The sequence below is a fragment of the Mesorhizobium australafricanum genome, from assembly GCF_033977265.1.
Classification (GTDB): Bacteria; Pseudomonadota; Alphaproteobacteria; order Rhizobiales; family Rhizobiaceae; genus Mesorhizobium; species Mesorhizobium australafricanum.
In genome coordinates this window covers 95,309-118,521 of the sequence record NZ_JAVIIT010000012.1, presented here as the reverse complement: position 1 = coordinate 118,521, position 23,213 = coordinate 95,309, and the positions used below count along the sequence as shown (strand labels likewise).

Genomic DNA, 23,213 nt, shown 5'->3' with positions numbered 1-23,213 from the left:
GGCTTCGCCGTAGCCTTCCGTCCGGAATTGCACAAAAAACAACTAATTTACCGCTTCGAACCGTCCGGCGCTGATGGTCAGCGGACCGATCTGGGTCCCGACCGTGGCGCGGATCGGCGCATATACGCCGGATTGGCCGACCGGTGCAAACGTCACCAGCATTCGGCTCTTGTTCTTGAGGAAGTTCAGCGCCTTGCGGCCCTTGCGATAGCCTGCCACCGGCTCGAAGCCCATCTTGCAAGTCACCGTGTCGCCCTTGTAGCCCGGCACGGAGATCGAACCCTTGGAGGCATAGGTCAGGGTCAGGTCGGCGCGCATTTCGCCGTCATAGAACTTGACCGTGCGCCCGCAGACCTTGTCCAGGCTGTCGGCATGGATGACGGTCGCCGCCATCGGATCGAGCACCGATTTCAGGTCTGAGCCGCCGAGCGGCACCCAGCTCGTCGGATCGCGCTTCTTTGGCGCCGGAACGACTTGCGTGGAGGTGACCGCGCCGTTGCTGAAGCGGATGTCGACCATCGAGGCCTTCTTGCCGGACGTATAGTCGGCGCGGAATGCCTGGGGCGTCATCCGCTTGCCGGAAATGGTGCCTTTCGACGAAATCGTGCCTTTCGTGTCGTCGAACAGCCGGCCTAGGCCGGCGGCCGAGACGGTGCCGTTGATGGCATAGCTGTCGCCTTCGTAGCGGCTGGAAAAAGTCGCTCTGGCGATCGAAAGGCCGAGATACGAGACCGTATATTCGCCCTTGAAGGACTGTGGCGCCGCGGCGGCGAAGCTTGTTGCCGGCGCGGCGAGGGCCAGCAGGGCGGCAAATGCATGAGATGGACGGAGCATGGCGGCTGGCGAATCCCTTGCGGTTCGGCCGGAACGCGGAGGCTCCAGCCTGGCATATCCCTTCGCGATGGGCTTATAATGTGAAATCCGGCCTTTATATGGAGCGTGCCTGAGCTGGCCACGTGCCGGAGCTTGACGCAGTGGTGAAATGCCACTATGGAACGCCAACTTTTCCAAAGGCCGCCTGACCGAGACCGCGCGCCGCCCGGCGCGGGCAGAATGGTTTGGCAGTTTAGAAACTGAAGGTAGACAAGATGTCCCGCACCTGCGAACTCACTGCCAAGGCAGTCCAGACCGGCAACAATGTGAGCCACGCCAACAACAAGACCAAGCGTCGCTTCCTGCCGAACCTGGTCAATGTGACGCTGATTTCCGAAGCGCTGAACCAGAATGTTCGCCTGCGCATTTCGGCCAACGCGCTGCGTTCGGTCGAGCACCGCGGCGGCCTCGACGCCTTCCTGGCCAAGGCCGACGCGAAGGAATTGTCGCAGCGCGCTCGTCTGCTCAAGAAGCAGATCGCCAAGAAGCTTGCCGAGCAGCCGGCCGCTTAACCAGCTTTCAGGCGGGGGACGACCGCCTCGAGCACCGGCTCAAACCGGGGCTCGAAATAAGAGCGAGCGTCGACATGACGCTCCGCTGGTTCCATTACCCAGGATAAAAAAATGAACTTCCTTACGCGATACCTGCCCTTCGTGGCCGCCATGGCGCTTGTCGTCGTGGCGTCGAACATCCTCGTGCAGTTCCCGATTCAGGGCCAGGTCGGCGGGCTGTCGCTGGCGGACCTGCTCACCTGGGGCGCCTTCACCTATCCATTCTCCTTCCTGGTCACCGACCTTGCCAACCGCCGCTACGGCCCGGCTGTGGCGCGCAAGGTGGTGTTCGTCGGCTTCATGGTGGCGGTGACCTGCTCGATCCTGATCCCGCCCTTCCTGTTCCGCCACGGACTGATCGAGTTCGAGACCGCCGCCGATCGGCTGGTGCGTATCGCCGCGGCTTCCGGCGCGGCCTTCCTGACCGCGCAGTTGCTCGACGTCACCGTCTTCAACCGGCTGCGCCGGCAGAGCTGGTGGCGCGCGCCGATCGTCGGCACGCTGGTCGGCTCGGTGTTCGACACCGTCGTTTTCTTCGGCATCGCCTTCTCCGCCGCCTTCGCCTTTGCCGGCCCCAATGACAGTTTCGCGCTGGAGACCGCGCCGCTGATGGGCATGCTCCCGGTCGAGACGATGCGCTGGGTCTCCTGGGCGCTTGGCGATCTTTCGGTAAAGCTGATCATCGCCGTCGTGGCGCTGATCCCCTACCGGCTGCTCGCCACGCGCTGGAGCCAGCCGGCCGTCGCGGTTTAACCATGATCCTGCAAAGTGGAGCGCGGATCATGGTAAGGCGAAGAGCTCGCCCTTGATCCCCTGGGTTCAGCTTGGTTCGGCCCGCACGCCTGATGGCGGCCAGGAACTTCGCCTGAAGCAGCGCGGCACCGAATTCTCGATCATGCTGGGCACCAATGAGCTGATGAACAGCCGCCTCAGCGGCTCCGAAGAGGCTCTCGCCAGGCTTTCCTGCGAGCGGATCGCCGGCCGCGAGCGGCCAAGGATCCTCATCGGCGGGCTCGGCATGGGCTTCACCTTGCGCGCCGCCCTCGCCGCGCTCGATGGCGGCGCTGCCGTCACCGTTGCCGAATTGGTCCCCGCGGTCGTCGACTGGGCGCGCGGCCCGATGTCCAGGATCTTCGACGGCTGCCTCGACGATCCCCGCGTCACCATTCGCGAGGCTGATGTCGGTCAGCTGATAAGGACGGAGAAAGCCGCCTGGGACGCCGTATTGCTCGACGTCGACAATGGTCCCGAAGGCATCGTCTACAAAGGCAATGATTCTCTCTATGACGCGGCCGGCCTGGCGGCCGCTCGTGCCACATTGAAGCCCGGCGGCGTTCTGGCGGTCTGGTCGCAGGGGCCGGACAGCCGCTTTACCCGGCGGCTGAAGCAGGCCGGCTTCGCGGTCGAGGAGATCAACACGCGGGCTCACGGCAAGCGCGGCGCCCGCCACGTGATATGGATCGCGGCCAAGACGTTGTGATCCGGATCGCAGCCAACGGACGCTGCTCGTGTTCCACTGCAGCCAATTGGCCGCGGCCTGACGCTTTCGGCCCCAGGATTCCGCGGCGGCTTTACGCTTTGTTACGGCTGATGGTGGAGGATCGCGAAAGTTCCCCCAGGGCATTGCTACCAACATGACCGTGCAAGGCACCGGTTGGAAAAATGAACTCCTGCTTGCGTTATGCGCCACCCTGGTGGTGCTGACGATCAACGCCGTTTCCTGTTTTCCGACGCTTGCCGACTATGGCGCGGACAACGACAGCATGTTGCGGCTGGTCGAGGTCCGCGACCTGCTCGGCGGTCAGGGCTGGTTCGATCTCCATCAATACAGGATGGGCACCTCCGGCGGCTTCCTCATGCACTGGTCGCGGCTGGTGGACACGCCGCTCGCGCTGATCATCATGGCCTTCGATGCGCTGGGCGCCAGCCCCGCCATCGCCGAACGCGCCGCCCAGATCATCTGGCCGACCTTGCTCTACGGGCTGACCATATTCGTGCTCATGCGCGCCTCGCGGCGCTTCGCCGGCACGAATGTGGCGATGCCGGCAGTCATCCTGTCGACGGCGGCGCTTTTCTTCCTGGTGATCTACAGCCCGGGCGTGATCGATCACCACAATTTCCAGCTGCTGCTGACGGCGACGAGCCTCTGGCTTCTGATGGAGGCGCCCTCCTGGCGGCCTGCTGCCCTTCTGTCGGGCATTTGCTCCGGCCTGACGCTCGCCGTCGGCATGGAGACCGCTCCCTATGTGGCGGTGCTCGGCATCTGTGCCGCGGTTCTGTTCATCCTCGACGACAAGGAGCGCGTCACGGCCCGCGGCTTCGGCCTCGGATTTGCCGTCGTCGCCTTCCTGGTGTTCGTGGCGACCGTCCGGCCGGCCGACTGGGGCGTGGCCCAGTGCGACGCCTTCTCGTCCTTCCAGTTCGCGGTTGCCGCACTTTCCGGCTTCGGCCTGGCGATCGCCAGCACGTTGACCGCATCGACGGCCCGGACGCGGCTCGTTTCAATGCTGGGGCTGGCGGTGGTGGTCGCGGCCGTTGTGATCGTGCTTTTCCCGCAATGCCTGGCGCCGCCCTATGCGGGCATGGACGAGCGTATCCGCACCTATTGGCTGGGCGACGTGGTCGAAGCGCAGCCCTTCTGGAGCGTCGCCATCCACCAACCGAAGCTGATGGCGTCGCGCTATGTGACGCCCTTCATCGCGATCCTGCTGATCGGCTTTCAGCTCCGAACCCGTCGCCTGCGCCGCGAGGAGATGCTCGCCGCCATCCTGCTCGTCGTCGCCTTCGGCGTCAGCCTCTGGCAGGTGCGCGGCTCGACCTTCTCCGTCGCCTTCGCCGTGCTGCCGCTCTCGGCCTGGATTGCGAAAATCCGCCTGCGGGCGGACGCCACGCCCTCATGGCGCATCTCCACCGGCATCGTCATGGCGTGGCTGGTCTCGCTCAACGCGACCTGGGCCGGTGTGGCGGTGGCGGCACAGTCCGTGGTCCAGAAGGCGCCGCAGCGGATCAATTCCGATCCCGACCATGCCGTGACCTGTGGCAAGCCGGCCGACTTCCGCGATCTTGCCGCCATGCCGGCGACGACGGTGCTTGCCTCGTCCAATCTCGGTTCGGGAATATTGGTGTTCACTGGCCACCGGGCGCTGGCCGGCCCTTATCACCGCAATATCGGCGGCAACCTTGCCATGCTCGACGCGTTCTTGGGAACGCCGGACGCCGCCCGTGCCGTCATCGAGCGCGAGCATGTGGGACTGATCGCGATCTGTCGCGGCAACACCGAAGAGACATCGCTGGCTCTGGACGCGCCTAAGGGCCTTGCCGCGGCGTTGCTGCGGGGCAACCCGCCGGAATGGCTCGAACTGGACCAGTCTACCGCTGGAAAGCCGATCGAGATCTACAAGGTTCGCTGAATATCGGGCTGGGGCCATATCAGCATCGTCGACAGCGCCCCTTTCACACACTCGCTTGGCGCCGATACATCTTCACTTTGCGATGTAGAAAACCGCGATTGAAATCAGTCCGGTGGATCGTTGCAATCCAGCCTGTGCTTTGATTAGCATTTCGCCCGAGCAGCGATATATGTATCCAGGAAATCAGGATTCGAGGGTTAGCTTGGGGGAAGGATATCCATGTCGGCCATAGACGGCGCGGTGGCGCCAGCATCAGCCACACAAACACTGCAGCATGTCGTCTCCCACATGGTCGAGGCTGTGAACCGCGCCACGTTTGTGGAAACGCCTTTCTGGCATCTGGAAATGACCGATGTTTTCCCGGCGGACCTCTATCTGCGCATGCGTGCCGCCATGCCCGAGGCGCGCGAATATCGCGCCCTCAAGGGCCGCAACAACGTGAATATCAAGGCTGACGGAACCGCGACGCGGATCAAGATCGACCTCTACCCCGAATATATCCGCCACCTGCCGGATGAGAAACGGGCCGTCTGGGCCTTGGTCGGAAAGGCGTTGCATGCGCCGCAACTGAAGGACGCCTTCATGCGTCGCCTTGCTCCGGGCTTGGAGCGCCGGTTCGGCTCGGACTTCATGAAGGTCGGCATGTATCCGGTGCCGATGCTGACGCGCGATGTGGCGGGATACAAGATCGGTTTCCACACCGACACGAAATGGAAGGGCATCACGGTCCAGTTCTACCTGCCGGAAGACGACTCGATCAACCATATCGGCACCCGCTTCGCCGAGCGCAAGCCGGATGGGCGTTTCGAGAATTCGCACCGGATGTCGTTTTCCCCGAACACCGGCTATGCCTTTGCGGTCGGCGCCGACACCTGGCACGCGGTCGATACCGTCGGGCCGGAGGTCCGCACCCGCGACAGCATCCTCCACACCTATTTCGTCGACAACACCGCGACGCTCAAGATCCGCAACCGGAGCAAGCGCGCGGCCAATTTCGTGATGAACGAAGTCCGCCACGTCGGCCGCTAGAGCAATTCCAGGAAAAGTGTGACACGGTTTTCCGTCCGGAGTTGCGTTAAAGAGATAGAGCCTCTCGGCCGTCGGCGCCCGCCGTGGCACGGCTGAATCCATGCCGACCAGCCGTCCTCAGTCCTGGTGCAGGATGAATTCCAGGTAGAGGTTGCGCTGCAGGATCGAATGGTTGTCGTCGGAGATCAGCGACACCATCAGCGCACCGTCGTCGCGGGTCCAGACGTCGAGGCCTTCCATATTGTCGATCTGGTAGCCCATGTCGGCCTCCATCAGCACGGGCCCGTCGGCGACAGCACCCTTCTCGACGCTTTCGCCATGGATGCGCCGCAGCCGCATCTTCACCCCGCGCGCGATCGAGAAGCTGCGCTCCAGAAGCAGCAGATCGCCGTCCGGCAGGAAGGCGCCGTCGGTTATGTCGAAATCGCCGTCGCGCTTGACGGTGAAGACCCCCTTATGCGGCCCCTCGATAACGGCGGCGTAGACGTTGCCGGCTTTGTCGAGGCTCCTCTCCGAGACCACGACCAGGCTGCCAGCGTGCTGTCCGTAAGGATTGGCGTGGGTGACGGTCTCGAAGCCGCGGTTCTGGCGCAGCTCTTGTGCGGGGACCAGGTAATCGAGCAGCCTGACCGGCGCTTTCATGTTGTCGGGATTGATCTTGAACTGGGCGACACGCTGGTCGCGTTCGAAGCCGACGGTGGCGATGCCGTGCTTGACCGCGAGCCCTTCGGCGTCGACCTCCCATTTCCGGTCGATCGGCCGGTCCGAAGCATCGACCATCTGCTGCATGCGGAAGTTCGAAACGCCGGACGGGCGCTTGTCGGCACCATGCGTGATCGTACCGAAGAACCAGAAGCCGGTGTCGGCGACACCGATGAAGTCATTGCCTGGTTTCAGGAAGCGAAGCGCCGACAGCGCGCCGAAATCGCGCGAGGGCGAGGTCATCTCCAGTCCGCCGACGAATTCAAGCGGCCCGAACCGCGTCTCGTCGCGGCCGATATGGAACTGGCTGATCGGCCGCGCCGAAATTTCGACTGTCTCGACCGGAGCTCTCTGCGCCCCAATCGCCGGCGAGGCGCAGGCCAGCACGCAGGCGAAAAGCGTCCGCCGCGCGCGCCACCCCGAAAAGATCATCCGGCGCGCCGCAATCCGCCGCGCCGCGTGTCGCGCGCGCTTTCCTCGCCGAACAGCGAGGCGAGCTGCTCGGTCATGGCGCCGGCCAGTTCCTCGGCATCGACGATGGTGACGGCGCGGCGATAATAGCGCGTGACGTCGTGGCCGATGCCGATCGCCAGGAGCTCGACCGGCGAACGCGTCTCGATCAGCTCGATGACCGCCCGCAAATGCCGCTCCAGATAGTTGCCCGGATTGACCGAGAGCGTGGAATCATCGACCGGCGCGCCGTCCGAGATCATCATCAGGATCTTGCGCTGCTCGGGCCGGCCGATCAGCCGGTTATGCGCCCAAAGCAGCGCCTCGCCGTCGATGTTTTCCTTGAGCAAGCCCTCGCGCATCATCAGCCCGAGATTGCGCCGCGCCCGCCGCCACGGATGGTCGGCGGATTTGTAGATGATGTGGCGCAGGTCGTTGAGCCGGCCGGGGTTCGGCGGCTTGCCGTCCTTCAGCCATTTCTCGCGCGCCTGCCCGCCTTTCCAGGCGCGGGTGGTGAAGCCGAGGATTTCCACCGAAACGCCGCAGCGCTCCAGCGTGCGCGCCAGAATGTCGGCGCAGGTCGCGGCGACCGTGATCGGCCGGCCGCGCATCGAGCCCGAATTGTCGAGCACCAGCGACACGACAGTGTCGCGGAACTTGGTGTCGCGCTCCTGCTTGAAGGACAGCGGCTGCATCGGATCGATGACGACGCGCACCAGGCGGGCCGGATCGAGATAGCCTTCCTCCAGGTCGAAATCCCAGGAGCGGTTCTGCTGCGCCATCAGCCGGCGCTGCAGCCGGTTGGCGAGCCGCCCGACGACGCCCGAGAGGTTGGCGAGCTGCTTGTCGAGGAAGGCGCGCAGCCGGTCGAGTTCTTCCTCCTCGCAAAGATCCTCGGCGCCGACCGTCTCGTCGAAGGCGGTGGTGAAGACCTTGTAGTCGATTTCTTTCGGCAGGTTGAGGAACGGATTGTCGTTGCGCTTGGCTTCGCCGGGCGTCTCGGCGTCAGCATCGTCTTCATCCGAGAGATCGTCGGAGGTGGCGTCGGTCGCCTCCGTCTCGGCCGACTCTTCCTCGTCCGCGGAGGCCTCGGCATCTTCCGACTGAGACTGCTCGGAGCCGGAATCCTCCTCGCCGCCTTCCTCGCTCTGTTCCTCGCCCTGCTGTTCGTTCTCGTCGTTTTCCTTCGAGTCGTCGGTTTCCTGGTCGTCGCCGAGCTCCTCGGCCATTTCCATGGAAACGAGCATCTCGCGCACGACGCGCGCAAAGGCCTGCTGGTCCTCGAGCTTGGCCGACAGGCCGTCGAGGTCGCCGCTGGCCTTCTCCTCGACCCAGGGACGCCAGAGATCGACCAGCCGCTCGCCGCTCTTCGGCACGGGACGTCCGGTTAGTTTTTCGCGCACCATCAGCGCAACCGCTTCCTCGATCGGCGCGTCTGCCTTGTCCTTGACGTCGACGAGGTTCGCCTTGGCGTATTTGTCCTCGAGCATCGAACCGATATTGTCGGCCACGCCCTGCATGGCGCGGCTGCCGATCGCCTCGACGCGAGCCTGCTCGACCGCATCATAGATCGCACGCGCCAGCTTGCCTTCCGGCGCCAGCTTCGTATGGATGCGCTGATCATGGCAGGCGCGCTTCAGCGCCATGGAATCGCCCAGGCCGCGCGTGATTGCGATATCGTTGCGGGAGGCTTTCTTGGGCAGCTCGGGCAGGCGCGCCCGATTGCCGGCCAGCGCCGGCCGATCCTTGGCGAAACCGACCTCGAGGTCCTTGTCGCCGGCGACGGCACGCATGCACACGGTGACGGCGCGCTTGAAGCTGTCGGCTTCAGAACCCGTCTTCGGCTTGTTGCGCGTGTTGTCGCCCGGACCCGCCATTGATCATTCCCTGCGCGATTCATGCTGAAAGGCCGGAGGCCTTTCAGCTGCGCGCCTAGCCCAGCACCACGTTGGCGGCGCTCTCCGGCAGATCCTCGCCGAAGGCGCGCTGGTAGAACTCGGCCACCACCGAACGCTCCAGCTCGTCGCACTTGTTGAGGAAGGTTAGCCGGAACGCCATGCCGATATCACCGAAGATCTCGGCGTTTTCGGCCCAGGTGATGACGGTGCGCGGGCTCATCACGGTCGACAGGTCGCCGTTGATGAAGGCCGAGCGCGTCATGTCGGCGACACGCACCATCTTGTTGACGATCTCCTTGCCCTTGCTGTCGCGATAGTGCTTGGCCTTGGCCAGCACGATGTTCACCTCATTGTCGTGCGGCAGGTAGTTGAGCGTGGTGACGATCGACCAGCGGTCCATCTGCGCCTGGTTGATCTGCTGCGTGCCGTGATAGAGGCCGGTGGTGTCGCCCAGCCCGACCGTGTTGGCGGTGGCGAAAAGCCGGAACGCCGGGTGAGGGCGGATGACCCGGCTCTGGTCGAGCAGCGTCAGCCGGCCCGACGATTCCAGCACGCGCTGGATGACGAACATCACGTCCGGGCGGCCGGCATCGTATTCGTCGAAGCAGAGCGCTACATTGTGCTGGTAGGCCCAGGGCAGGATGCCGTCGCGGAATTCGGTGATCTGCAGGCCTTCCTTGACGACGATCGCGTCCTTGCCGACGAGGTCGATACGGCTGACATGGCTGTCGAGGTTGACGCGCACGCAAGGCCAGTTGAGCCGGGCCGCCACCTGCTCGATATGCGTCGACTTGCCGGTGCCGTGATAGCCCGACACCATGACGCGGCGGTTGTAGGCAAAGCCGGCGAGGATCGCGAGCGTCGTGGCGCGGTCGAAGAGGTAGTCCGGGTCGATGTCCGGCACGTGCTCGGTCGCTGCCGAATAGGCGGGAACGATCATCTTGGAGTCGAAGCCGAATTTCTCCTTCACCGACACCGTCGTGTCGGGCAGGTTGGCGATGTCGCGATCGACCTTGTTCATCACTATCAACGTCTCCACGGGCGAAACGCCGCGTTTCGCCGGCAATCGATTTTGTCCGGGGGCGGTCTTAGAGCCTTTTCCAACCTTATGAAAGTTGGAAAACGACTTGGGACCGTAGGGCCGCTCAGCACAATCCTGCTTGCTTGAGCACGCGATAGGCCTGCAGCACATCGCGGAACCGGTCTTCCGAACCTCTGTCGCCGCCATTCGCATCCGGATGATGGCGCTTAACGAGTTCCTTATAGCGCGCCTTGATGTCCTGACCAGTCGCCTTTGTGTCAAGGCCAAGCGTTTCCAGCGCCTTGGCCTCAAGCGGCTTTGCCTTGCGCTCGCGCGGTTCCCGCGCTCCGCCGCCGAACAGGTTGAAGGGGTCGCGCATGCGGTTGTAGTAGCCGGCGCGCCCCGAACGCTGCTGCGCGAAATCCGGCGCCGAGCGCGTCCCGCCGCCATTGGCGCCCATGCGCCATGTCGGCCGATGGCCGGTCAGCGCCTCTTTCTGGAAACGGGCGATCTCGCCGTCCGACACGCCGGAGAAGTAGTTGAAGCCCTTGTTGTATTCGCGCACATGATCGAAGCAGAAGCGGAAATACTCCCCCTCCTTGAGGCGTCCGACCGGCGCGCGATGCGTGCCTGCCTCGTTGCAGCCGTCCCACTGGCAGATCGGCGCGCGCGACTTCAGCTCGGCGTCCTTTTCCGGCCGGATACGAATTTTCTCGAAATATTTGGGATACGCTTTCATCTCACCCATTTATGGGCTGTTCGCACGTGCGAAACAAGAATTGACATTTCGCCGATGATCGCCCTAACCGCTGAATCGCGGCTTAAAAGCGGTCGAAAACTCAAGATTTTGCGGCTGTGCCGCAGATAGCTTGCGGCTATGCCGTCAAGTGGGGAAGGGAACCCAGGATGTCCATACAGTCGACGATGGAAAACAAGCTGAAAGCGGCATTTTCGCCCGAAAGGCTCACCGTCATCAACGAAAGCCACCTTCACGCCGGCCATCACCATGCGGAGTCCGGCCACCATGCGACATTCGACGGCACCGGCGAGACGCATTTCCGCGTCCGTGTCGTCTCAGCCGCCTTTGCTGGCATGGGCCGCATCGAGCGCCACCGCGCCGTCAACGACCTGCTTGCCGACGAACTGAAGGCCGGCGTGCACGCGCTTGCGATCGAGCCGGCCGCACCTGGCGAGAAGACGCGCTGGTAAGTTCCCGCCCGGCCTAGAGCACCGCTTCGATCAGGAACGGCCTGGGGCGCGACAGCGCGCTTTCGAGCAGCGCGTCGAAGCGCTCGCAGGTGTCGGCGCGGGCCGCTTCCACGCCCATGCCGTTTGCCAGCGAAACCCAGTCCAGCGCCGGCTGATCGAGGTCGAGCATGCGCCTGGCATTCTCGCCGATTGCGTTCACCCCGACATTGCGCATTTCGCCATGCAGGATGGCGTAGCTGCGGTTGGAAAAGACGATGGTGACCACATCGAGCTTTTCGCGGGCCTGCGTCCAAAGGCCCTGGACCGTGTACATGCCGCTGCCGTCGGCCTCCAGGTTCACCACCTTGCGGCCGGGACAGGCGATTGCAGCACCGGTCGCCATCGGAATGCCGCCCCCGATCGATCCGCCCGTGCCCATCATGTAATCGTGCGGGGCGGCAAAGGCCGAGAGCGCGAAATAGCGCCGCGCCGAGGTCACCGCTTCGTCGCAGACAATCGCGTTCTCCGGAAGTTTCCGCGCCACCGAAAGGGCGACGGCATCATCCGTCAGCCTGCCGCGCGGGGTCGGTTCGTCCGGGAAGGCCGAGGCCACGGATACGGGCTGCGAAGGCTTGATGCCGAGCTCGTCGCGAAGCGCGGCCAGTGCCGCCTTCAGATCCTCGCCGTGAGCGGCCAGTGTCACCACCGCGCAGCCATCGCGCACAAGCCGCCCCGGCTTGCCGGGATAGGCGAAGAAGGCCACCGGCTCCTTGGCGCCGACAAGGATCAGGACATCGATGTCGTCGAGCAGCGTCCGTGCCGCATCGATCGGATAGGGAATGCGGGTCGGCGCGACACGCCCTCGTCCGCGCTGCATCCTGGCGATCAGAACCTCGCTGAACAGCCGCCCGCCCGAGGCCGCCGATATCTGGCCGGCGATCTCCAAGGCGCCCTCGCGTGCCGCAAGCCCGCGCAGGACCATGCCGACGCGGCCGGGCGCGGCGCGTACGGCTTCGGCAATCCTGCGCACACCATCCATGTCGATCGCCGGCGTGGGTGCAAGCACCGCCTTGGCCGACCGCACGGGGCTGGCATCGCCCCACGCGGCGTCCGCGGGCAGGATCAGCGTGGTGACGCCGGGCGGCCTCAGCGAAGCGCGGAACGCCGCTTGCGCGGCCGGCGCGATATCGGCTGGCCCCGCAATGCGATGGACCCAGTTCGACATCGGCGCCGCCAGGCCCTCGATATCGCTGGTGAGCGGCGCGTCGAGCGGCAGGTGGTAGGAGGCGTGATCGCCGACGATGTTGATCATCGGCACACGGGCGCGCCGGGCGTTGTGCATGTTGGCCAGGCCATTGGCGAGCCCCGGCCCGGTGTGCAGCAGCGTCGCCGCCGGCCGATCGGTCATCCGCGCGTAGCCGTCGGCGGCACCCGTCACCACGCCTTCGAAAAGGCCGAGCACGCAGCGCATTTGCGGCTTGCGGTCGAGCGCGGCGACGAAGTGCATTTCCGAGGTGCCGGGATTGGCGAAGCAGACATTCACGTCATTCGCCAAAAGCACGTCGCAAAGGACGTCGGCTCCGTTCATCGCGTTCGCTCCTGTTTCACGACCCGGGGCAGTTGAGCCGACGAGCTCTCACCCCGCAATGACCCGGCGCGGACTTTGACGTGATCCAGTCGCCGATACGCCTGCCGGCAGCATTGTCGTCATGGATGCGATGATGAGACTGTGTCGCTCGATCATCACCCCTCTCCGGTCGCTTTGCGGCCACAGGGGTGCGTATACGCGCCGCGCGCGTCTGGTTGGTGATCAATATTGGGGATATCCGGACGTGAAACCAAATCCGCTCTTGAAGGTCCGCCGGCAATCACCACGTATTTTCTTAGGCAGACATTCTCGGCCGAATCGGGTGCCTCCCGCAGGCCAACGCCGGATCGCATTTGCTGTCCTTCATGTGAAGGGAACCACAATGCCCTCCGGCAGTTGAAGGTATGATGAGCCGACTGTCTGCCAGAACGGGCTCTGAGAGCAAAACATCATGCGCGAGAATCAATCCGACGTCTTCGACCTGTTTTCGGAGATTTATGCGAACGCGGCCCAGGAAGAGATCAGCCTCCAACAGTATCTGCTCGCCTGCCGCGAGGACAAATCCATGTATGCTTCGGCGCCGGAGCGTATGGTCGAGGCAATCGGCGAGCCGAATCTGGTCGACACCAGCAAGGACGAGCGGCTCGGGCGGATTTTCTCGAACCGCACCATCAAGATTTATCCCTCCTTCTCCGACTTCTACGGGATGGAGGATACGATCGAGCGCATTGCCGGATATTTCCGCTACGCCTCGCAAGGTCTCGAGGAGCGCAAGCAGATCCTCTATCTGCTCGGCCCGGTCGGCGGCGGCAAATCCTCGCTCGCCGAACGGCTGAAGAAGCTGATGGAGCAGCGCCCGATCTACACGCTCAAAGTCGGCAACCGGATCAGCCCGGTCTTCGAATCGCCGCTCGGCCTTTTCCAACCCGATCGCATGGGCGATCTGCTGGAAGACAAGTACGGCATAGCCCGCCGTCGCTTGAACGGGCTGATTTCGCCCTGGGCAGCCAAGCGTCTCGACGAACTGTCGGGCGACATCTCCAAATTCAGCGTCGTCAAGCTGTCGCCATCACGGCTGCGCCAGATCGCCATCGCCAAGACCGAGCCCGGCGACGAGAACAATCAGGATGTCTCCGCGCTGGTCGGCAAGGTCGATATCAGGCAGTTGGAACACTTCAGCCAGTCCGATCCGGATGCCTATTCCTACAGCGGCGGCCTGAACCGGACCACGCAAGGATTGCTCGAGTTCGTCGAGATGTTCAAGGCGCCGATCAAGGTCCTGCACCCGTTGCTGACGGCAACCCAGGAAGGCAGCTACAACGGCACCGAGAATTTCGGCTCCTTCCCCTATCAGGGCATCGTCGTTGCCCATTCCAACGAATCGGAATGGCAACAGTTCAAGAACAACAAGAACAACGAGGCCTTTCTCGACCGCATCCTGGTGGTCAAGGTTCCCTATTGCCTGCGCATCACCGAGGAAAGGCATATCTACGAGAAGCTGCTACGCGAAAGCGACCTGGCAAACAGCCCATGCGCGCCCGAGGTGCTGGACATTCTCAGCCGCTTCACCGTCTCGACCCGCCTTGCCGAGCACGACAATTCGCCGCTCTACACCAAGATGCGCGCCTATGACGGCGAGAGCCTCAAGGAGATCGACCCGAAGGCCAAGTCGGTCCAGGAATATCGCGACGCCGCCGGCGTTGACGAAGGCATGACCGGGGTCAGCACGCGTTTCGCCTTCAAGATCCTGTCCCAGACTTTCAACTACGACACCAAGGAGGTCGCCGCCGATCCGGTGCACCTGATGTACATCCTCGAGGAGGCGATCAAGCGCGAGCAGTTCCGCAAGGAGACGGAAGCCGCCTACCTCGAATTCATCAAGTCGGAGCTCGCAACACGCTATGCCGAGTTCATCGGTCATGAGATCCAGAAGGCCTATCTGGAATCCTACAGCGAATACGGCCAGAACCTCTTCGACCGCTATATCGCCTACGCCGATGCCTGGATCGAGGATCAGGACTACAAGGACCCCGATACAGGGCAGATCCTCAACCGCGAGGTTCTGGACAAGGAATTGTCGCAGGTCGAGAAGCCGGCCGGCATCGCCAATCCCAAGGACTTCCGCAACGAAGTGGTCAAGTTCACCTTGCGCGCCCGGGCGCGCAATCATGGCCGCAACCCATCATGGGCGAGTTATGAAAAGCTTCGCGAGGTCATCGAGAAGCGCATGTTCGGCCAGGTCGAGGATTTGCTGCCGGTGATCAGCTTCGGCTCCAAGCAGGACAGCGTCACCGAGAAGCGGCACAATGAATTCGTGCAGCGCATGGTGGAGCGCGGCTACACCGAGCGGCAAGTGCGCCGGCTGGTCGACTGGTACATGCGCGTGAACAAGGCGGGTTGAGCAAAGCCTGGACGGTTCCATGCCGATCTTCATCGACCGCCGCCTGAACCCGAAGGACAAGAGCCTTGGCAATCGCCAACGCTTCCTGAGGCGTGCGCGCGAAGACCTCAAGCGGAGCATCCGCGACCGCGTCCGCACCGGCGGAATCGCCGAGTTGGATCGCGAGCATGCCGTGCCGATGCCGCGCACAGGCACGAGCGAACCGACCTTCAGCGACGCAAAGGACAGCGGCCGGCGCCAGCATATCCTTCCCGGCAACAAGACGTTCAACCCCGGTGACCTGGTCCCCAAGCCAAGCGGCGGAGGTGCAGGTGCCTCGGCCCCTGGAACCTCGGACTCCGAAGACGATTTTCGCTTCGTGCTGTCGCGCGAGGAAGTGCTCGACCTCTTCTTCGAGGATCTCGAACTGCCCGATCTGGTTAAGCTCAGTCTGAAGCAGATGCTCAGCTTCAAGCCGAGGCGGGCGGGCTTCGCGGCAAGCGGCGCGCCGACCAACATCAATGTCGGGCGCACGATGCGAAACAGCCACGGGCGCCGCATCGCGCTCAGGCGTCCGAAGCAGGCCGAGGTGGAGGCCATCGCCCGGCAGATCGCCGAGCTGGAATCCAAGCCATCGGCTGCAAAGACGCGCGAACGCATCGAGGCTCTGCGCGAAGAGCTCGATCGGCTGGAGCGCCGGCGCAGGCGCATTGCCTATGTCGATCCGGTCGACATCCGCTTCAATCGCTTCGACCCTCAGCCGCAGCCGAATGCCAGTGCCGTCATGTTCTGCCTGATGGACGTATCCGGATCGATGGGCGAGCGCGAGAAGGATCTGGCCAAACGCTTCTTCGTGCTGCTGCACCTCTTCCTGACACGCCGCTATGAACGCACCGAGGTCGTCTTCATTCGCCACACCCACGAGGCCAAGGAGGTGGACGAGCACACGTTTTTCTACCACACTCAAAGCGGCGGCACCGTCGTTTCCACTGCGCTCGAGGAGATGCATCGCATCATCGAGGAGCGATATCCGGCCTCTGAATGGAACATCTACGCCGCCCAGGCTTCCGACGGCGACAACTTCGCGACCGACTCCGAGCGCTGCATAGAACTGCTCGACCGCAAGCTCATGCGGCTTTGCCAGTATTTCGCCTATGTGGAGATCATCGACGAGCGGGAAAGCCACATTTTCGGCTCGACCGAGAATGGGACATCACTCTGGCGCGCCTACAACGCCGTCGATGGGAAATGGCCGAATTTCCAGATGAGGCGCATCGCTGCTCCGGCCGATATCTACCCGGTCTTCCGCGAGCTCTTCGCGAGGCAGCCTGCTCTGCGCAAGAGTGCGTGAGGAAATCGGCGATGGTCAGTCCGGCGCGCAAATCCGCACTGCTGTTTTCCGGATCGGACTGGGATTTCGGAAAACTGTCGCGGGTCTACGACGAGATCGAGGCGATCGGCATCGAAGAGCTTCGCCTCGACATCTATCCGGTGCAGATGGAGGTCATCTCCTCCGAGCAGATGCTCGATGCCTATTCGTCGGTCGGCATGCCGCTGATGTATCGCCATTGGTCGTTCGGCAAGCATTTCCTCTATGACGAACTTCTCTACCGCAAGGGCGCGCGTGGGCTGGCCTATGAACTGGTCATCAACTCCAATCCCTGCATCGTCTACCTGATGGAAGAAAACACCATGGCCCTCCAGGCTCTGGTGACCGCCCATGCCGCGCTTGGGCACAACCACTTCTTCAAGAACAATCATCTCTTCCGGCAGTGGACAGACGCCGGCGGGATCCTGAGCTATCTGGATTTTGCCAAGAGCTACATCGCGCGCTGCGAGGAACGGCATGGCCTGGCGGCCGTGGAGGCGGTGCTCGATTCCGCGCACGCGCTGATGGAACAGGGCGTGTTCCGCTACCATCGGCCGCCGAAACTGTCCTCGGAGCAGCAGCGCGAGGGACTGCGCGAGCGCCTGGACTATGAGGAGCGTTCCTTCAACGATCTCTGGCGCACACTGCCGCCCTCGCAGGGAAGAGACAAGCTGGAAGCGGAGGAGGACAAAATCCTTGCCGAGCGGAAGAGATCGCTTAATTTGCCGGAGGAAAACCTGCTCTATTTCCTCGAGAAGAACAGCCTCGTTCTGGAGCCCTGGCAGCGCGAGATCGTCAGGATCGTGCGCGTCATCGCGCAATATTTTTATCCGCAGCGGCAAACCCAGGTGATGAACGAAGGCTGCGCGACCTTCGTGCACTACACGCTCATGAACACGCTTTTCGACCGTGGCCGCATCAACGAAGGCGCCATGCTCGAGATCTTGCGCAACCACTCGAACGTCGTCTTCCAGCCGGGCTATGACGACCCGCGCTTTTCCGGCATCAATCCCTATGCGCTGGGTCTCGACATGATGCAGGATATCAAGCGCATCTCGACCGCGCCTACCGCGGAGGACCGCGACTGGTTCCCCGACATCGCCGGCCGCGGCGATTGGCGCGACACCCTCCTCGATGCCTGGGCCAACCACCGCGACGAATCCTTCATCCGTCAGTATCTGAGCCCGGCGCTGATCCGGAAGTGGCGGCTCTTCGTGCTGGCCGACGGTGCCGACGAGCCGCACTATGAAGTCGCCTCGATCCACAATGAGCGTGGCTATCGCAAGATACGGTCTGCGCTCGCTCAAAGCCACGATGTCTCGGCGCGCCGCCCCGACATCCAGGTGACCGACGTCGACCTCCTGGGCGACCGGCATCTGCGACTTCAACACACGGTGAAGGATGGCATCATGCTCGAGGGCGAAAGCCGCGACGCAACCCTGCGCCATATCCGCAAGCTTTGGGGTTACGACGTCAGCCTGGCAGCAATCGATGCTGGAACCGGCGCAATGCTTAGTGAGCGCTCGACGAAGGAAATTTGAGATCGGGCCCGCAACTCCGCCTAGGAAGGCTTCGGCCGGCGAAGGCCGGAAGCGCAGGGACCCGACAACATTTGCAGGCCGGCATCACCTGAATATCAACACATCTTAGCCTTCGCCGGCGGGCCGGATCCTCAACCTCGCGATGCGGTTCTTGTCGCGCTTCATCACCACGAAGCGCTTGCCGTGGAACGTAAAAGCCTGCTTCTCCTCCGGGATCGACTGCGTCTCATGGATGACGAGGCCGGCGATGGTCGTCGCCTCCTCGTCGGGCAGGTCCCAGTCGAGCGCGCGGTTCAGATCGCGGATCGGCACTGTGCCCTCGACGACGACCGAGCCGTCCGCCTCCTTCTTCACACCCTGCATGTCGACATCGTGCTCGTCGGCGATCTCGCCGACGATCTCCTCGATGATGTCTTCCAGCGTCACCAGCCCTTCGACCTCGCCATATTCGTCGACGACGATGGCGAAATGCGCCTTGCGGCGCAGGAAGGCATTGAGCTGTTCCTGCAAGGTGGTGGTGTCCGGCACGAACCACGGCTTTGCCGCGATCTTCATCACATCGATCTGCGAAAAGTCGTTGCCGACCTCGTTGAGGGCTCTGAGCAGATCTTTCGCATGCAGCACGCCGACGATGTTGTCGAGCGAGCCCTTCCACAACGGCATGCGGGTGTGCGGGCTCTGCAGGATTTCGCGCACCACCGCTTCCGGCGCATTGTCGGCATTGACCGAGCGCATATTGGTGCGGTGGACCATAATATCCGACACTTCGAGCTCTTCGAGGTCGAAGAGGCCCTCAAGCCGATTGCGTTCCTCGCGGACAGCCTCGCGATCACGACGGAGATCGTCGCTGTCTTGATCCTTGCCGTTGCGCTCGGATCGCTGCTGCGGCTCGATCGGCCGCAGCGCGTAGCCGAAGGCGGCAAGCAATCGGGCGCGGAACAGAAGCGCCAAGAGCACGATGGCGGCAAGGACGGCGGCAACAATCCAGCCGGCGTCGGTCATCCGGGACGGCTCATCTTGAGTCGTTCGGGATGGCTCGTCTCGAGGAACGTCAACACTTCCGAGGGCGGCACGTCCTTGGCGATGAAAGCCTCGCCGATACCATGCGTCAGGATGAAGGTCAGCGCGCCGCGCGAGACCTTCTTGTCCTGGGTTATGAAGCCGAGCAGCGCCTCGGCGTCCGGCAGTTCGCCCGGAATATCGGCCATCCGCCAGGGCAGGCCGACGGCGCGAAGATGCGCTTCGACGCGGTCCGCGTCATCGGGGCTGGCCAGGTTGAGCCGCGCCGAGAAGCGGTACGCCAGCGCCATGCCGACGGCGACGCCCTCGCCATGGACGAGGCGCGCCCCGTCATATTGCGTGGCTGCTTCGAGCGCATGGCCGAAAGTGTGCCCGAGATTGAGTAGGGCGCGGTCGCCGGTCTCGAACTCGTCGCGGGCAACGACATCGGCCTTGGCGCGGCAGGCCTCGGCAATCGCCTCGACGCGCGCCGGGCCGCCGGCGAACACGTCCCGCCAGTTCTGTTCAAGCCAGGCGAAGAAGGCCGGACGGTCGATCAGCCCGTATTTGGCAAGCTCGGCATAGCCGGCGCGGAATTCGCGGATCGGCAGCGTGTCGAGCACCCCGGTGTCGGCAAGCACCAGCTTGGGCTGGTGGAAGACGCCGACCAGGTTCTTGCCGCGCGCGCTGTTGATGCCGGTCTTGCCGCCGACGGAAGAATCGACCTGCGCCAGCAGCGAGGTGGGAATCTGCACGAAATTCATGCCGCGGCGCACGATGCCGGAAGCAAAGCCGGCAAGATCGCCGATGACGCCGCCGCCAAGTGCTATCACCACGTCGCGGCGTTCGAGTTTTGCCGCGAGCACGCCGTCGACCACCTCTTCCAGATGGGCAAAACTCTTTGTCTTCTCGCCGGCGGGCAGCGTAATGACGGCGGACTGGATGCCGTCTTTCTCCAATCCCGCCTTGAGCGTGTCGAGATGCGCGGCGGCAACGTTCTCGTCGGTGACGATGGCCGCGCGGGTGCCGGGAAGCCGGCGCGCGATCTCTTCGCCGGAACGCGACAGCAGCCCGGAGCCGATCAGGATGTCATAGGCGCGGTCGCCGAGCCCGACCTCGACCTTCACCGGTTCGGCATGGCTCACGACCGCACCTCGTCAGTTGTGGCGCTTGTAGCGCCTGTCGCGATCGTGTCGACGCCGAGATGGGCGCAGAGCGCCGCGACGACTTCGCTGGCGATGATCTCCTTGCGGTCGTCGCGCGTCGGCACCGTCAGGTCGGCGGTGGCGTAGAGCGGGTGGCGCTCGTCCATCAGCCGCTCCAGCACTGCGCGCGGATCGGGATTCTTCAACAGCGGCCGGTTCTGTTTCTTGGAAACCCGCTCCATCAAGAGGTCTAGGTCGGCCTTCAGCCAGACCGACACGCCATGCGCCGCGATCGCCTCGCGCGTCTGCGCGTTCATGAAGGCGCCACCGCCGGTCGACAGCACTTGCGGACCATTCTCCAACAGGCGCAGGATCACCCGCTGCTCCAGCGCGCGGAATTCCGGCTCGCCATAGCGCTCGAACAGTTCCGGCACCGTCATGCGCGAGACGCTTTCGATCTCCTGGTCGCTATCCATGAAGGGCAACGACAGCATCGTCGCCACCTTGCGGCCGATCGCCGTCTTGCCGGCGCCCATCAGCCCGACGAAGACGATCGAGCGGCTGCCGAGCCGTTCGATCAGCGCGGCGTGGCCTTCGTCCGTCGGATTTGCTGGCAGAGCGTTCATCGGGGCCTCTTTGCGCCGTATCGACATCAAAAGCCTGTTTGCGTCAAGCACGGCCGGACAAACGGGCCGGAAGCCTTCCGGCAAAACCTCTGCCCACCGGAATCCTTCGCCCTTGAATTGGCCGGATTGGCGTCCCATAAGGGCACAGGGCTTTGGAAACGCAGAACAACAAGACGGGCGAAAATTGAATGCCGACTTTGTTTCGCTTCGTCGTGACGCTGGCGGTTCTTGCAGGCATTGTCTACGGCGCGATGTTCGCGCTGGCGATGTTCGTGGAGCCGAAAAAGGCGGAAATGAGCATCCGCATTCCAGCCGAAAAGCTCAACCCCAAGAAGAATTGACCCAAGAGAACTGACAAAGAGCTGATCCGGCCCGATGAACAGCGCCGCCCGCATCGAAGCCTTCCTCGAAATGATGAGCGCCGAGCGAGGCGCGGCCGAGAACACGCTTTCCTCCTACCGCCACGACCTGGAAGACGCTTCGGAAGCGATCAAGGGTGGGCTTGCGCGCGCGGGATCGGCCGACATCCGCGCCTATCTCGACGATATTGCCGCGCGCGGCTTCGCGCCGACCTCGCAGGCGCGCAAATTGTCGGCGATCCGCCAGTTCTTCAAATTCCTCTACGCCGAAGGCCTGCGCGGCGACGACCCGACCGGCACGCTGGACAGCCCGCGCAAGGGCCGGCCGCTGCCGAAGACGATGAGCGAGGCCGAGACCGGCCGCCTGCTCGACCGGGCGGCGCAGGAAGCGGGCGAAGCCGGACCGGACGGCGACCGGCTGGCCGCATTGCGCCTGCACGCGCTGGTCGAGGTGCTCTACGCAACGGGCTTGCGCGTGTCGGAGCTGGTCGGCCTGCCGGTCACGGTGGCGCTGCGCGACGACCGCTTCTTCATGGTGCGCGGCAAGGGCGACAAGGAACGCATGGTGCCGTTGTCGACCAAGGCACGCTCCGCCATGCGCGCCTGGCTCGCCGCAAGGGCCGAGCGGCCGGCCTTTGCCGAGAGCCCTTTCCTGTTTCCGGCCTCCTCCGACAGCGGCCATCTCTCCCGGCAGGTTTTCGCCCGCGATCTCAAGGGGTTGGCCGCGCGGTCGGGGATAGCTGCAGCCAAAATCTCGCCGCACGTGCTTCGCCATGCTTTTGCCAGCCACCTGCTCCAGAACGGCGCCGATCTCAGAGCCGTTCAGCAACTCCTGGGCCATGCCGATATCTCGACCACGCAGATCTACACCCATGTGCTGGAGGAGCGGCTGGTGCGGCTGGTCAACGATCATCATCCGCTTGCCGACTAGGCCTCATATCGTTATGTGAGGGCGACGTTCCACCGCCCGGAGCCGGCATTTCAGCGGTTCCGCCAGCCATTTGCCTTCCGACGGATCGGTCCGCCCAAGCATGTACAACTACCTCGACTTCGAAAAGCCGGTGCAGGATCTGGAGCTCAAGATCCTTGAGCTGAAGAAGCTTGCCGAGAACGGCGAGGCGGTCGATGTCGCCGAAGAGATCAGCAGGTTGGAAAAACGCTCGCGCGACGCATTGCGCGACCTCTACAAGGCGCTCACGCCCTGGCAGAAGGTGCAGGTCGCTCGCCATCCCGACCGCCCGCATTGCGTCGACTACATCAAGGCGTTGTTCACCGATTTCACGCCCTTGGCCGGCGACCGCAATTTCGGCGACGATCAGGCGATCGTCGGCGGCTTCGCCCGATTCCGTGGCGAGCCGGTGGCGGTTATCGGCCAGGAAAAGGGTTCGGACACGGCAAGCCGCATCAAGCACAATTTCGGTTCGGTGCGGCCCGAGGGCTACCGCAAGGCGGTGCGCCTGATGGAACTGGCCGACCGTTTCAAGATCCCGCTTTTGACGCTGGTCGACACCGCCGGCGCCTATCCCGGCGTCGGCGCCGAGGAGCGCGGCCAGGCCGAAGCGATTGCCCGCTCGACCTCGGCCTGCCTGGCGCTGAAAGTGCCGTCGATCTCGGTGGTCATCGGCGAGGGCGGCTCCGGCGGCGCCATCGCGATTGCCACCGCGAACCGGGTCTACATGCTGGAGCACGCCATCTATTCGGTGATCTCGCCCGAAGGCGCCGCGTCGATCCTGTGGCGCGACACCACCCGCTCGAAGGACGCGGCGACCAACATGAAGATCACCGCGCAGGATCTTCTCGAGATGAAGATTATCGACGCCATCATTGCCGAGCCGATGGGCGGCGCGCAGCGCGCGCCGGAAACCGTGATCGCCTCGACCGGCGACCTCATCGCCAGGACGATGAAGGATTTTACCGGCGCCAACATCGATTTCCGCGAGCAGCGCCGCGAGAAATACCTGGCGATGGGCCGCAGCCTCTGATCTCTCTTCTGAGAGCGGCAACAGGTTCAATTGTGGCCGCAATGAGCAATTTCGCCACAAAAATGCCGCCGCATTGGGCTCAATGAAAATGTCGCGAGGGGT

At 63.6% G+C, this 23,213-nt stretch carries 21 protein-coding genes; 12 read left to right on the top strand and 9 right to left on the bottom strand.

The genetic code is table 11. The features are described from left to right. Positions 1–42: 42 nt before the first annotated feature. The gene (locus tag RFM98_RS22185; RefSeq protein WP_320310834.1) at positions 43–834 is read right to left on the bottom strand and encodes a DUF3108 domain-containing protein; all 792 of its coding nucleotides are present in this window, start codon (positions 832–834) and stop codon (positions 43–45) included. A gap of 254 nt (positions 835–1,088) precedes the next feature. On the opposite strand from RFM98_RS22185, the gene rpmB reads away from it, so the two are divergent. The 5 genes from rpmB (at position 1,089) to RFM98_RS22160 (ending at position 5,863) form a co-directional block, all read left to right on the top strand. Beyond that, positions 1,089–1,385 (top strand): 50S ribosomal protein L28, encoded by a 297-nt coding sequence (gene rpmB / locus RFM98_RS22180; RefSeq protein WP_140784042.1) that lies wholly within the window; start codon positions 1,089–1,091, stop codon positions 1,383–1,385. 111 nt (positions 1,386–1,496) lie between these two features. Continuing rightward, entirely contained in the window at positions 1,497–2,177 is a 681-nt protein-coding gene (locus RFM98_RS22175) for a queuosine precursor transporter (protein ID WP_320310833.1), read from the top strand. 52 nt (positions 2,178–2,229) lie between these two features. After that, the gene (locus tag RFM98_RS22170) at positions 2,230–2,904 is read left to right on the top strand and encodes a spermidine synthase family protein (RefSeq protein WP_320310832.1); all 675 of its coding nucleotides are present in this window, start codon (positions 2,230–2,232) and stop codon (positions 2,902–2,904) included. A gap of 154 nt (positions 2,905–3,058) precedes the next feature. Beyond that, complete coding sequence (locus RFM98_RS22165) at positions 3,059–4,834, top strand: GtrA family protein (protein WP_320310831.1); 1,776 nt, start codon at positions 3,059–3,061, stop codon at positions 4,832–4,834. A gap of 219 nt (positions 4,835–5,053) precedes the next feature. Continuing rightward, positions 5,054–5,863, top strand: a complete 810-nt coding sequence (locus RFM98_RS22160) for a hypothetical protein (protein WP_320310830.1) — start codon at positions 5,054–5,056, stop codon at positions 5,861–5,863. 117 nt (positions 5,864–5,980) lie between these two features. Here RFM98_RS22160 and RFM98_RS22155 read toward each other — a convergent pair whose 3' ends face one another. The 4 genes from RFM98_RS22155 to RFM98_RS22140 form a co-directional block, all read right to left on the bottom strand. Continuing rightward, positions 5,981–6,997, bottom strand: coding sequence for an esterase-like activity of phytase family protein (locus tag RFM98_RS22155; RefSeq protein ID WP_320310829.1), 1,017 nt, complete (start codon positions 6,995–6,997; stop codon positions 5,981–5,983). Continuing rightward, on the bottom strand, positions 6,994–8,892 hold the full coding sequence (gene cobT, locus RFM98_RS22150; RefSeq protein WP_320310828.1) for a cobaltochelatase subunit CobT: 1,899 nt from the start codon (positions 8,890–8,892) through the stop codon (positions 6,994–6,996). The genes RFM98_RS22155 and cobT overlap by 4 nt, the downstream gene beginning before the upstream one ends. A 55-nt stretch (positions 8,893–8,947) precedes the next feature. Next, entirely contained in the window at positions 8,948–9,934 is a 987-nt protein-coding gene (gene cobS / locus RFM98_RS22145) for a cobaltochelatase subunit CobS (RefSeq protein ID WP_320215009.1), read from the bottom strand. A gap of 124 nt (positions 9,935–10,058) precedes the next feature. Then, positions 10,059–10,682 carry a J domain-containing protein gene (locus RFM98_RS22140; RefSeq protein ID WP_320310827.1) on the bottom strand — a complete coding sequence of 208 codons (624 nt, stop codon included), beginning with the start codon at positions 10,680–10,682 and terminating at the stop codon, positions 10,059–10,061. A gap of 158 nt (positions 10,683–10,840) precedes the next feature. Here RFM98_RS22140 and RFM98_RS22135 point away from each other — a divergent pair, with 158 nt between their 5' ends. Further along, entirely contained in the window at positions 10,841–11,143 is a 303-nt protein-coding gene (locus tag RFM98_RS22135; protein WP_320215007.1) for a BolA family protein, read from the top strand. A gap of 13 nt (positions 11,144–11,156) precedes the next feature. On the opposite strand, the gene RFM98_RS22130 is transcribed toward RFM98_RS22135, so the two are convergent. Beyond that, complete coding sequence (locus tag RFM98_RS22130) at positions 11,157–12,710, bottom strand: acetolactate synthase large subunit (RefSeq protein WP_320310826.1); 1,554 nt, start codon at positions 12,708–12,710, stop codon at positions 11,157–11,159. 451 nt (positions 12,711–13,161) lie between these two features. Between RFM98_RS22130 and RFM98_RS22125 the strand changes: the two genes are divergently transcribed. The 3 genes from RFM98_RS22125 to RFM98_RS22115 are packed head-to-tail and all read left to right on the top strand — an operon-like array spanning position 13,162 to position 18,000. Then, a complete protein-coding gene (locus RFM98_RS22125) occupies positions 13,162–15,111 on the top strand; it encodes a PrkA family serine protein kinase (RefSeq protein ID WP_320310825.1) in 1,950 nt (649 codons plus the stop codon). A 19-nt stretch (positions 15,112–15,130) separates the two neighbouring features. Continuing rightward, positions 15,131–16,441: a YeaH/YhbH family protein gene (locus tag RFM98_RS22120; RefSeq protein WP_320310824.1), complete on the top strand. Its 1,311-nt coding sequence runs from the start codon at positions 15,131–15,133 to the stop codon at positions 16,439–16,441. Positions 16,442–16,452: 11 nt separating this feature from the next. After that, entirely contained in the window at positions 16,453–18,000 is a 1,548-nt protein-coding gene (locus tag RFM98_RS22115) for a SpoVR family protein (protein WP_320310823.1), read from the top strand. 105 nt (positions 18,001–18,105) lie between these two features. Here RFM98_RS22115 and RFM98_RS22110 read toward each other — a convergent pair whose 3' ends face one another. Genes RFM98_RS22110 through RFM98_RS22100 form a run of 3 tightly spaced genes read right to left on the bottom strand, consistent with a single transcriptional unit; the run spans position 18,106 to position 20,770 of the window. Next, positions 18,106–19,002 carry an HlyC/CorC family transporter gene (locus tag RFM98_RS22110; protein ID WP_320310822.1) on the bottom strand — a complete coding sequence of 299 codons (897 nt, stop codon included), beginning with the start codon at positions 19,000–19,002 and terminating at the stop codon, positions 18,106–18,108. Beyond that, positions 18,999–20,144 (bottom strand): 3-dehydroquinate synthase, encoded by a 1,146-nt coding sequence (gene aroB, locus RFM98_RS22105; RefSeq protein WP_320310821.1) that lies wholly within the window; start codon positions 20,142–20,144, stop codon positions 18,999–19,001. Before aroB ends, RFM98_RS22110 begins: the two co-directional genes overlap by 4 nt. Further along, complete coding sequence (locus tag RFM98_RS22100) at positions 20,141–20,770, bottom strand: shikimate kinase (RefSeq protein WP_320310820.1); 630 nt, start codon at positions 20,768–20,770, stop codon at positions 20,141–20,143. The genes aroB and RFM98_RS22100 overlap by 4 nt, the downstream gene beginning before the upstream one ends. 188 nt (positions 20,771–20,958) lie before the next feature. Between RFM98_RS22100 and RFM98_RS22095 the strand changes: the two genes are divergently transcribed. The 3 genes from RFM98_RS22095 to RFM98_RS22085 all read left to right on the top strand — a co-directional run bounded on the left by RFM98_RS22095 (position 20,959) and on the right by RFM98_RS22085 (position 23,111). Continuing rightward, on the top strand, positions 20,959–21,111 hold the full coding sequence (locus tag RFM98_RS22095; protein WP_320310819.1) for a histidine kinase: 153 nt from the start codon (positions 20,959–20,961) through the stop codon (positions 21,109–21,111). A gap of 34 nt (positions 21,112–21,145) precedes the next feature. Continuing rightward, positions 21,146–22,060 (top strand): site-specific tyrosine recombinase XerD, encoded by a 915-nt coding sequence (locus RFM98_RS22090; protein ID WP_320310818.1) that lies wholly within the window; start codon positions 21,146–21,148, stop codon positions 22,058–22,060. A gap of 100 nt (positions 22,061–22,160) precedes the next feature. After that, positions 22,161–23,111, top strand: coding sequence for an acetyl-CoA carboxylase carboxyltransferase subunit alpha (locus RFM98_RS22085; protein ID WP_320214996.1), 951 nt, complete (start codon positions 22,161–22,163; stop codon positions 23,109–23,111). Positions 23,112–23,213: the final 102 nt, after the last annotated feature.

Excerpts from the sequence above, each read along its gene's own strand:
- RFM98_RS22100 (WP_320310820.1), bottom strand. The coding sequence starts at position 20,770 with ATGAACGCTCTGCCAGCAAATCCGACGGACGAAGGCCACGCCGCGCTG.
- RFM98_RS22120 (WP_320310824.1), top strand. The coding sequence starts at position 15,131 with ATGCCGATCTTCATCGACCGCCGCCTGAACCCGAAGGACAAGAGCCTT.
- RFM98_RS22085 (WP_320214996.1), top strand. The coding sequence starts at position 22,161 with ATGTACAACTACCTCGACTTCGAAAAGCCGGTGCAGGATCTGGAGCTC.
- rpmB (WP_140784042.1), top strand. The coding sequence starts at position 1,089 with ATGTCCCGCACCTGCGAACTCACTGCCAAGGCAGTCCAGACCGGCAAC.
- RFM98_RS22130 (WP_320310826.1), bottom strand. The coding sequence starts at position 12,710 with ATGAACGGAGCCGACGTCCTTTGCGACGTGCTTTTGGCGAATGACGTG.
- RFM98_RS22110 (WP_320310822.1), bottom strand. The coding sequence starts at position 19,002 with ATGACCGACGCCGGCTGGATTGTTGCCGCCGTCCTTGCCGCCATCGTG.
- RFM98_RS22125 (WP_320310825.1), top strand. The coding sequence starts at position 13,162 with ATGCGCGAGAATCAATCCGACGTCTTCGACCTGTTTTCGGAGATTTAT.
- RFM98_RS22165 (WP_320310831.1), top strand. The coding sequence starts at position 3,059 with ATGACCGTGCAAGGCACCGGTTGGAAAAATGAACTCCTGCTTGCGTTA.
- RFM98_RS22155 (WP_320310829.1), bottom strand. The coding sequence starts at position 6,997 with ATGATCTTTTCGGGGTGGCGCGCGCGGCGGACGCTTTTCGCCTGCGTG.
- RFM98_RS22090 (WP_320310818.1), top strand. The coding sequence starts at position 21,146 with ATGAACAGCGCCGCCCGCATCGAAGCCTTCCTCGAAATGATGAGCGCC.
- cobS (WP_320215009.1), bottom strand. The coding sequence starts at position 9,934 with ATGAACAAGGTCGATCGCGACATCGCCAACCTGCCCGACACGACGGTG.
- RFM98_RS22140 (WP_320310827.1), bottom strand. The coding sequence starts at position 10,682 with ATGGGTGAGATGAAAGCGTATCCCAAATATTTCGAGAAAATTCGTATC.
- RFM98_RS22095 (WP_320310819.1), top strand. The coding sequence starts at position 20,959 with ATGCCGACTTTGTTTCGCTTCGTCGTGACGCTGGCGGTTCTTGCAGGC.
- RFM98_RS22185 (WP_320310834.1), bottom strand. The coding sequence starts at position 834 with ATGCTCCGTCCATCTCATGCATTTGCCGCCCTGCTGGCCCTCGCCGCG.
- RFM98_RS22160 (WP_320310830.1), top strand. The coding sequence starts at position 5,054 with ATGTCGGCCATAGACGGCGCGGTGGCGCCAGCATCAGCCACACAAACA.
- RFM98_RS22135 (WP_320215007.1), top strand. The coding sequence starts at position 10,841 with ATGTCCATACAGTCGACGATGGAAAACAAGCTGAAAGCGGCATTTTCG.
- RFM98_RS22115 (WP_320310823.1), top strand. The coding sequence starts at position 16,453 with ATGGTCAGTCCGGCGCGCAAATCCGCACTGCTGTTTTCCGGATCGGAC.
- cobT (WP_320310828.1), bottom strand. The coding sequence starts at position 8,892 with ATGGCGGGTCCGGGCGACAACACGCGCAACAAGCCGAAGACGGGTTCT.
- RFM98_RS22175 (WP_320310833.1), top strand. The coding sequence starts at position 1,497 with ATGAACTTCCTTACGCGATACCTGCCCTTCGTGGCCGCCATGGCGCTT.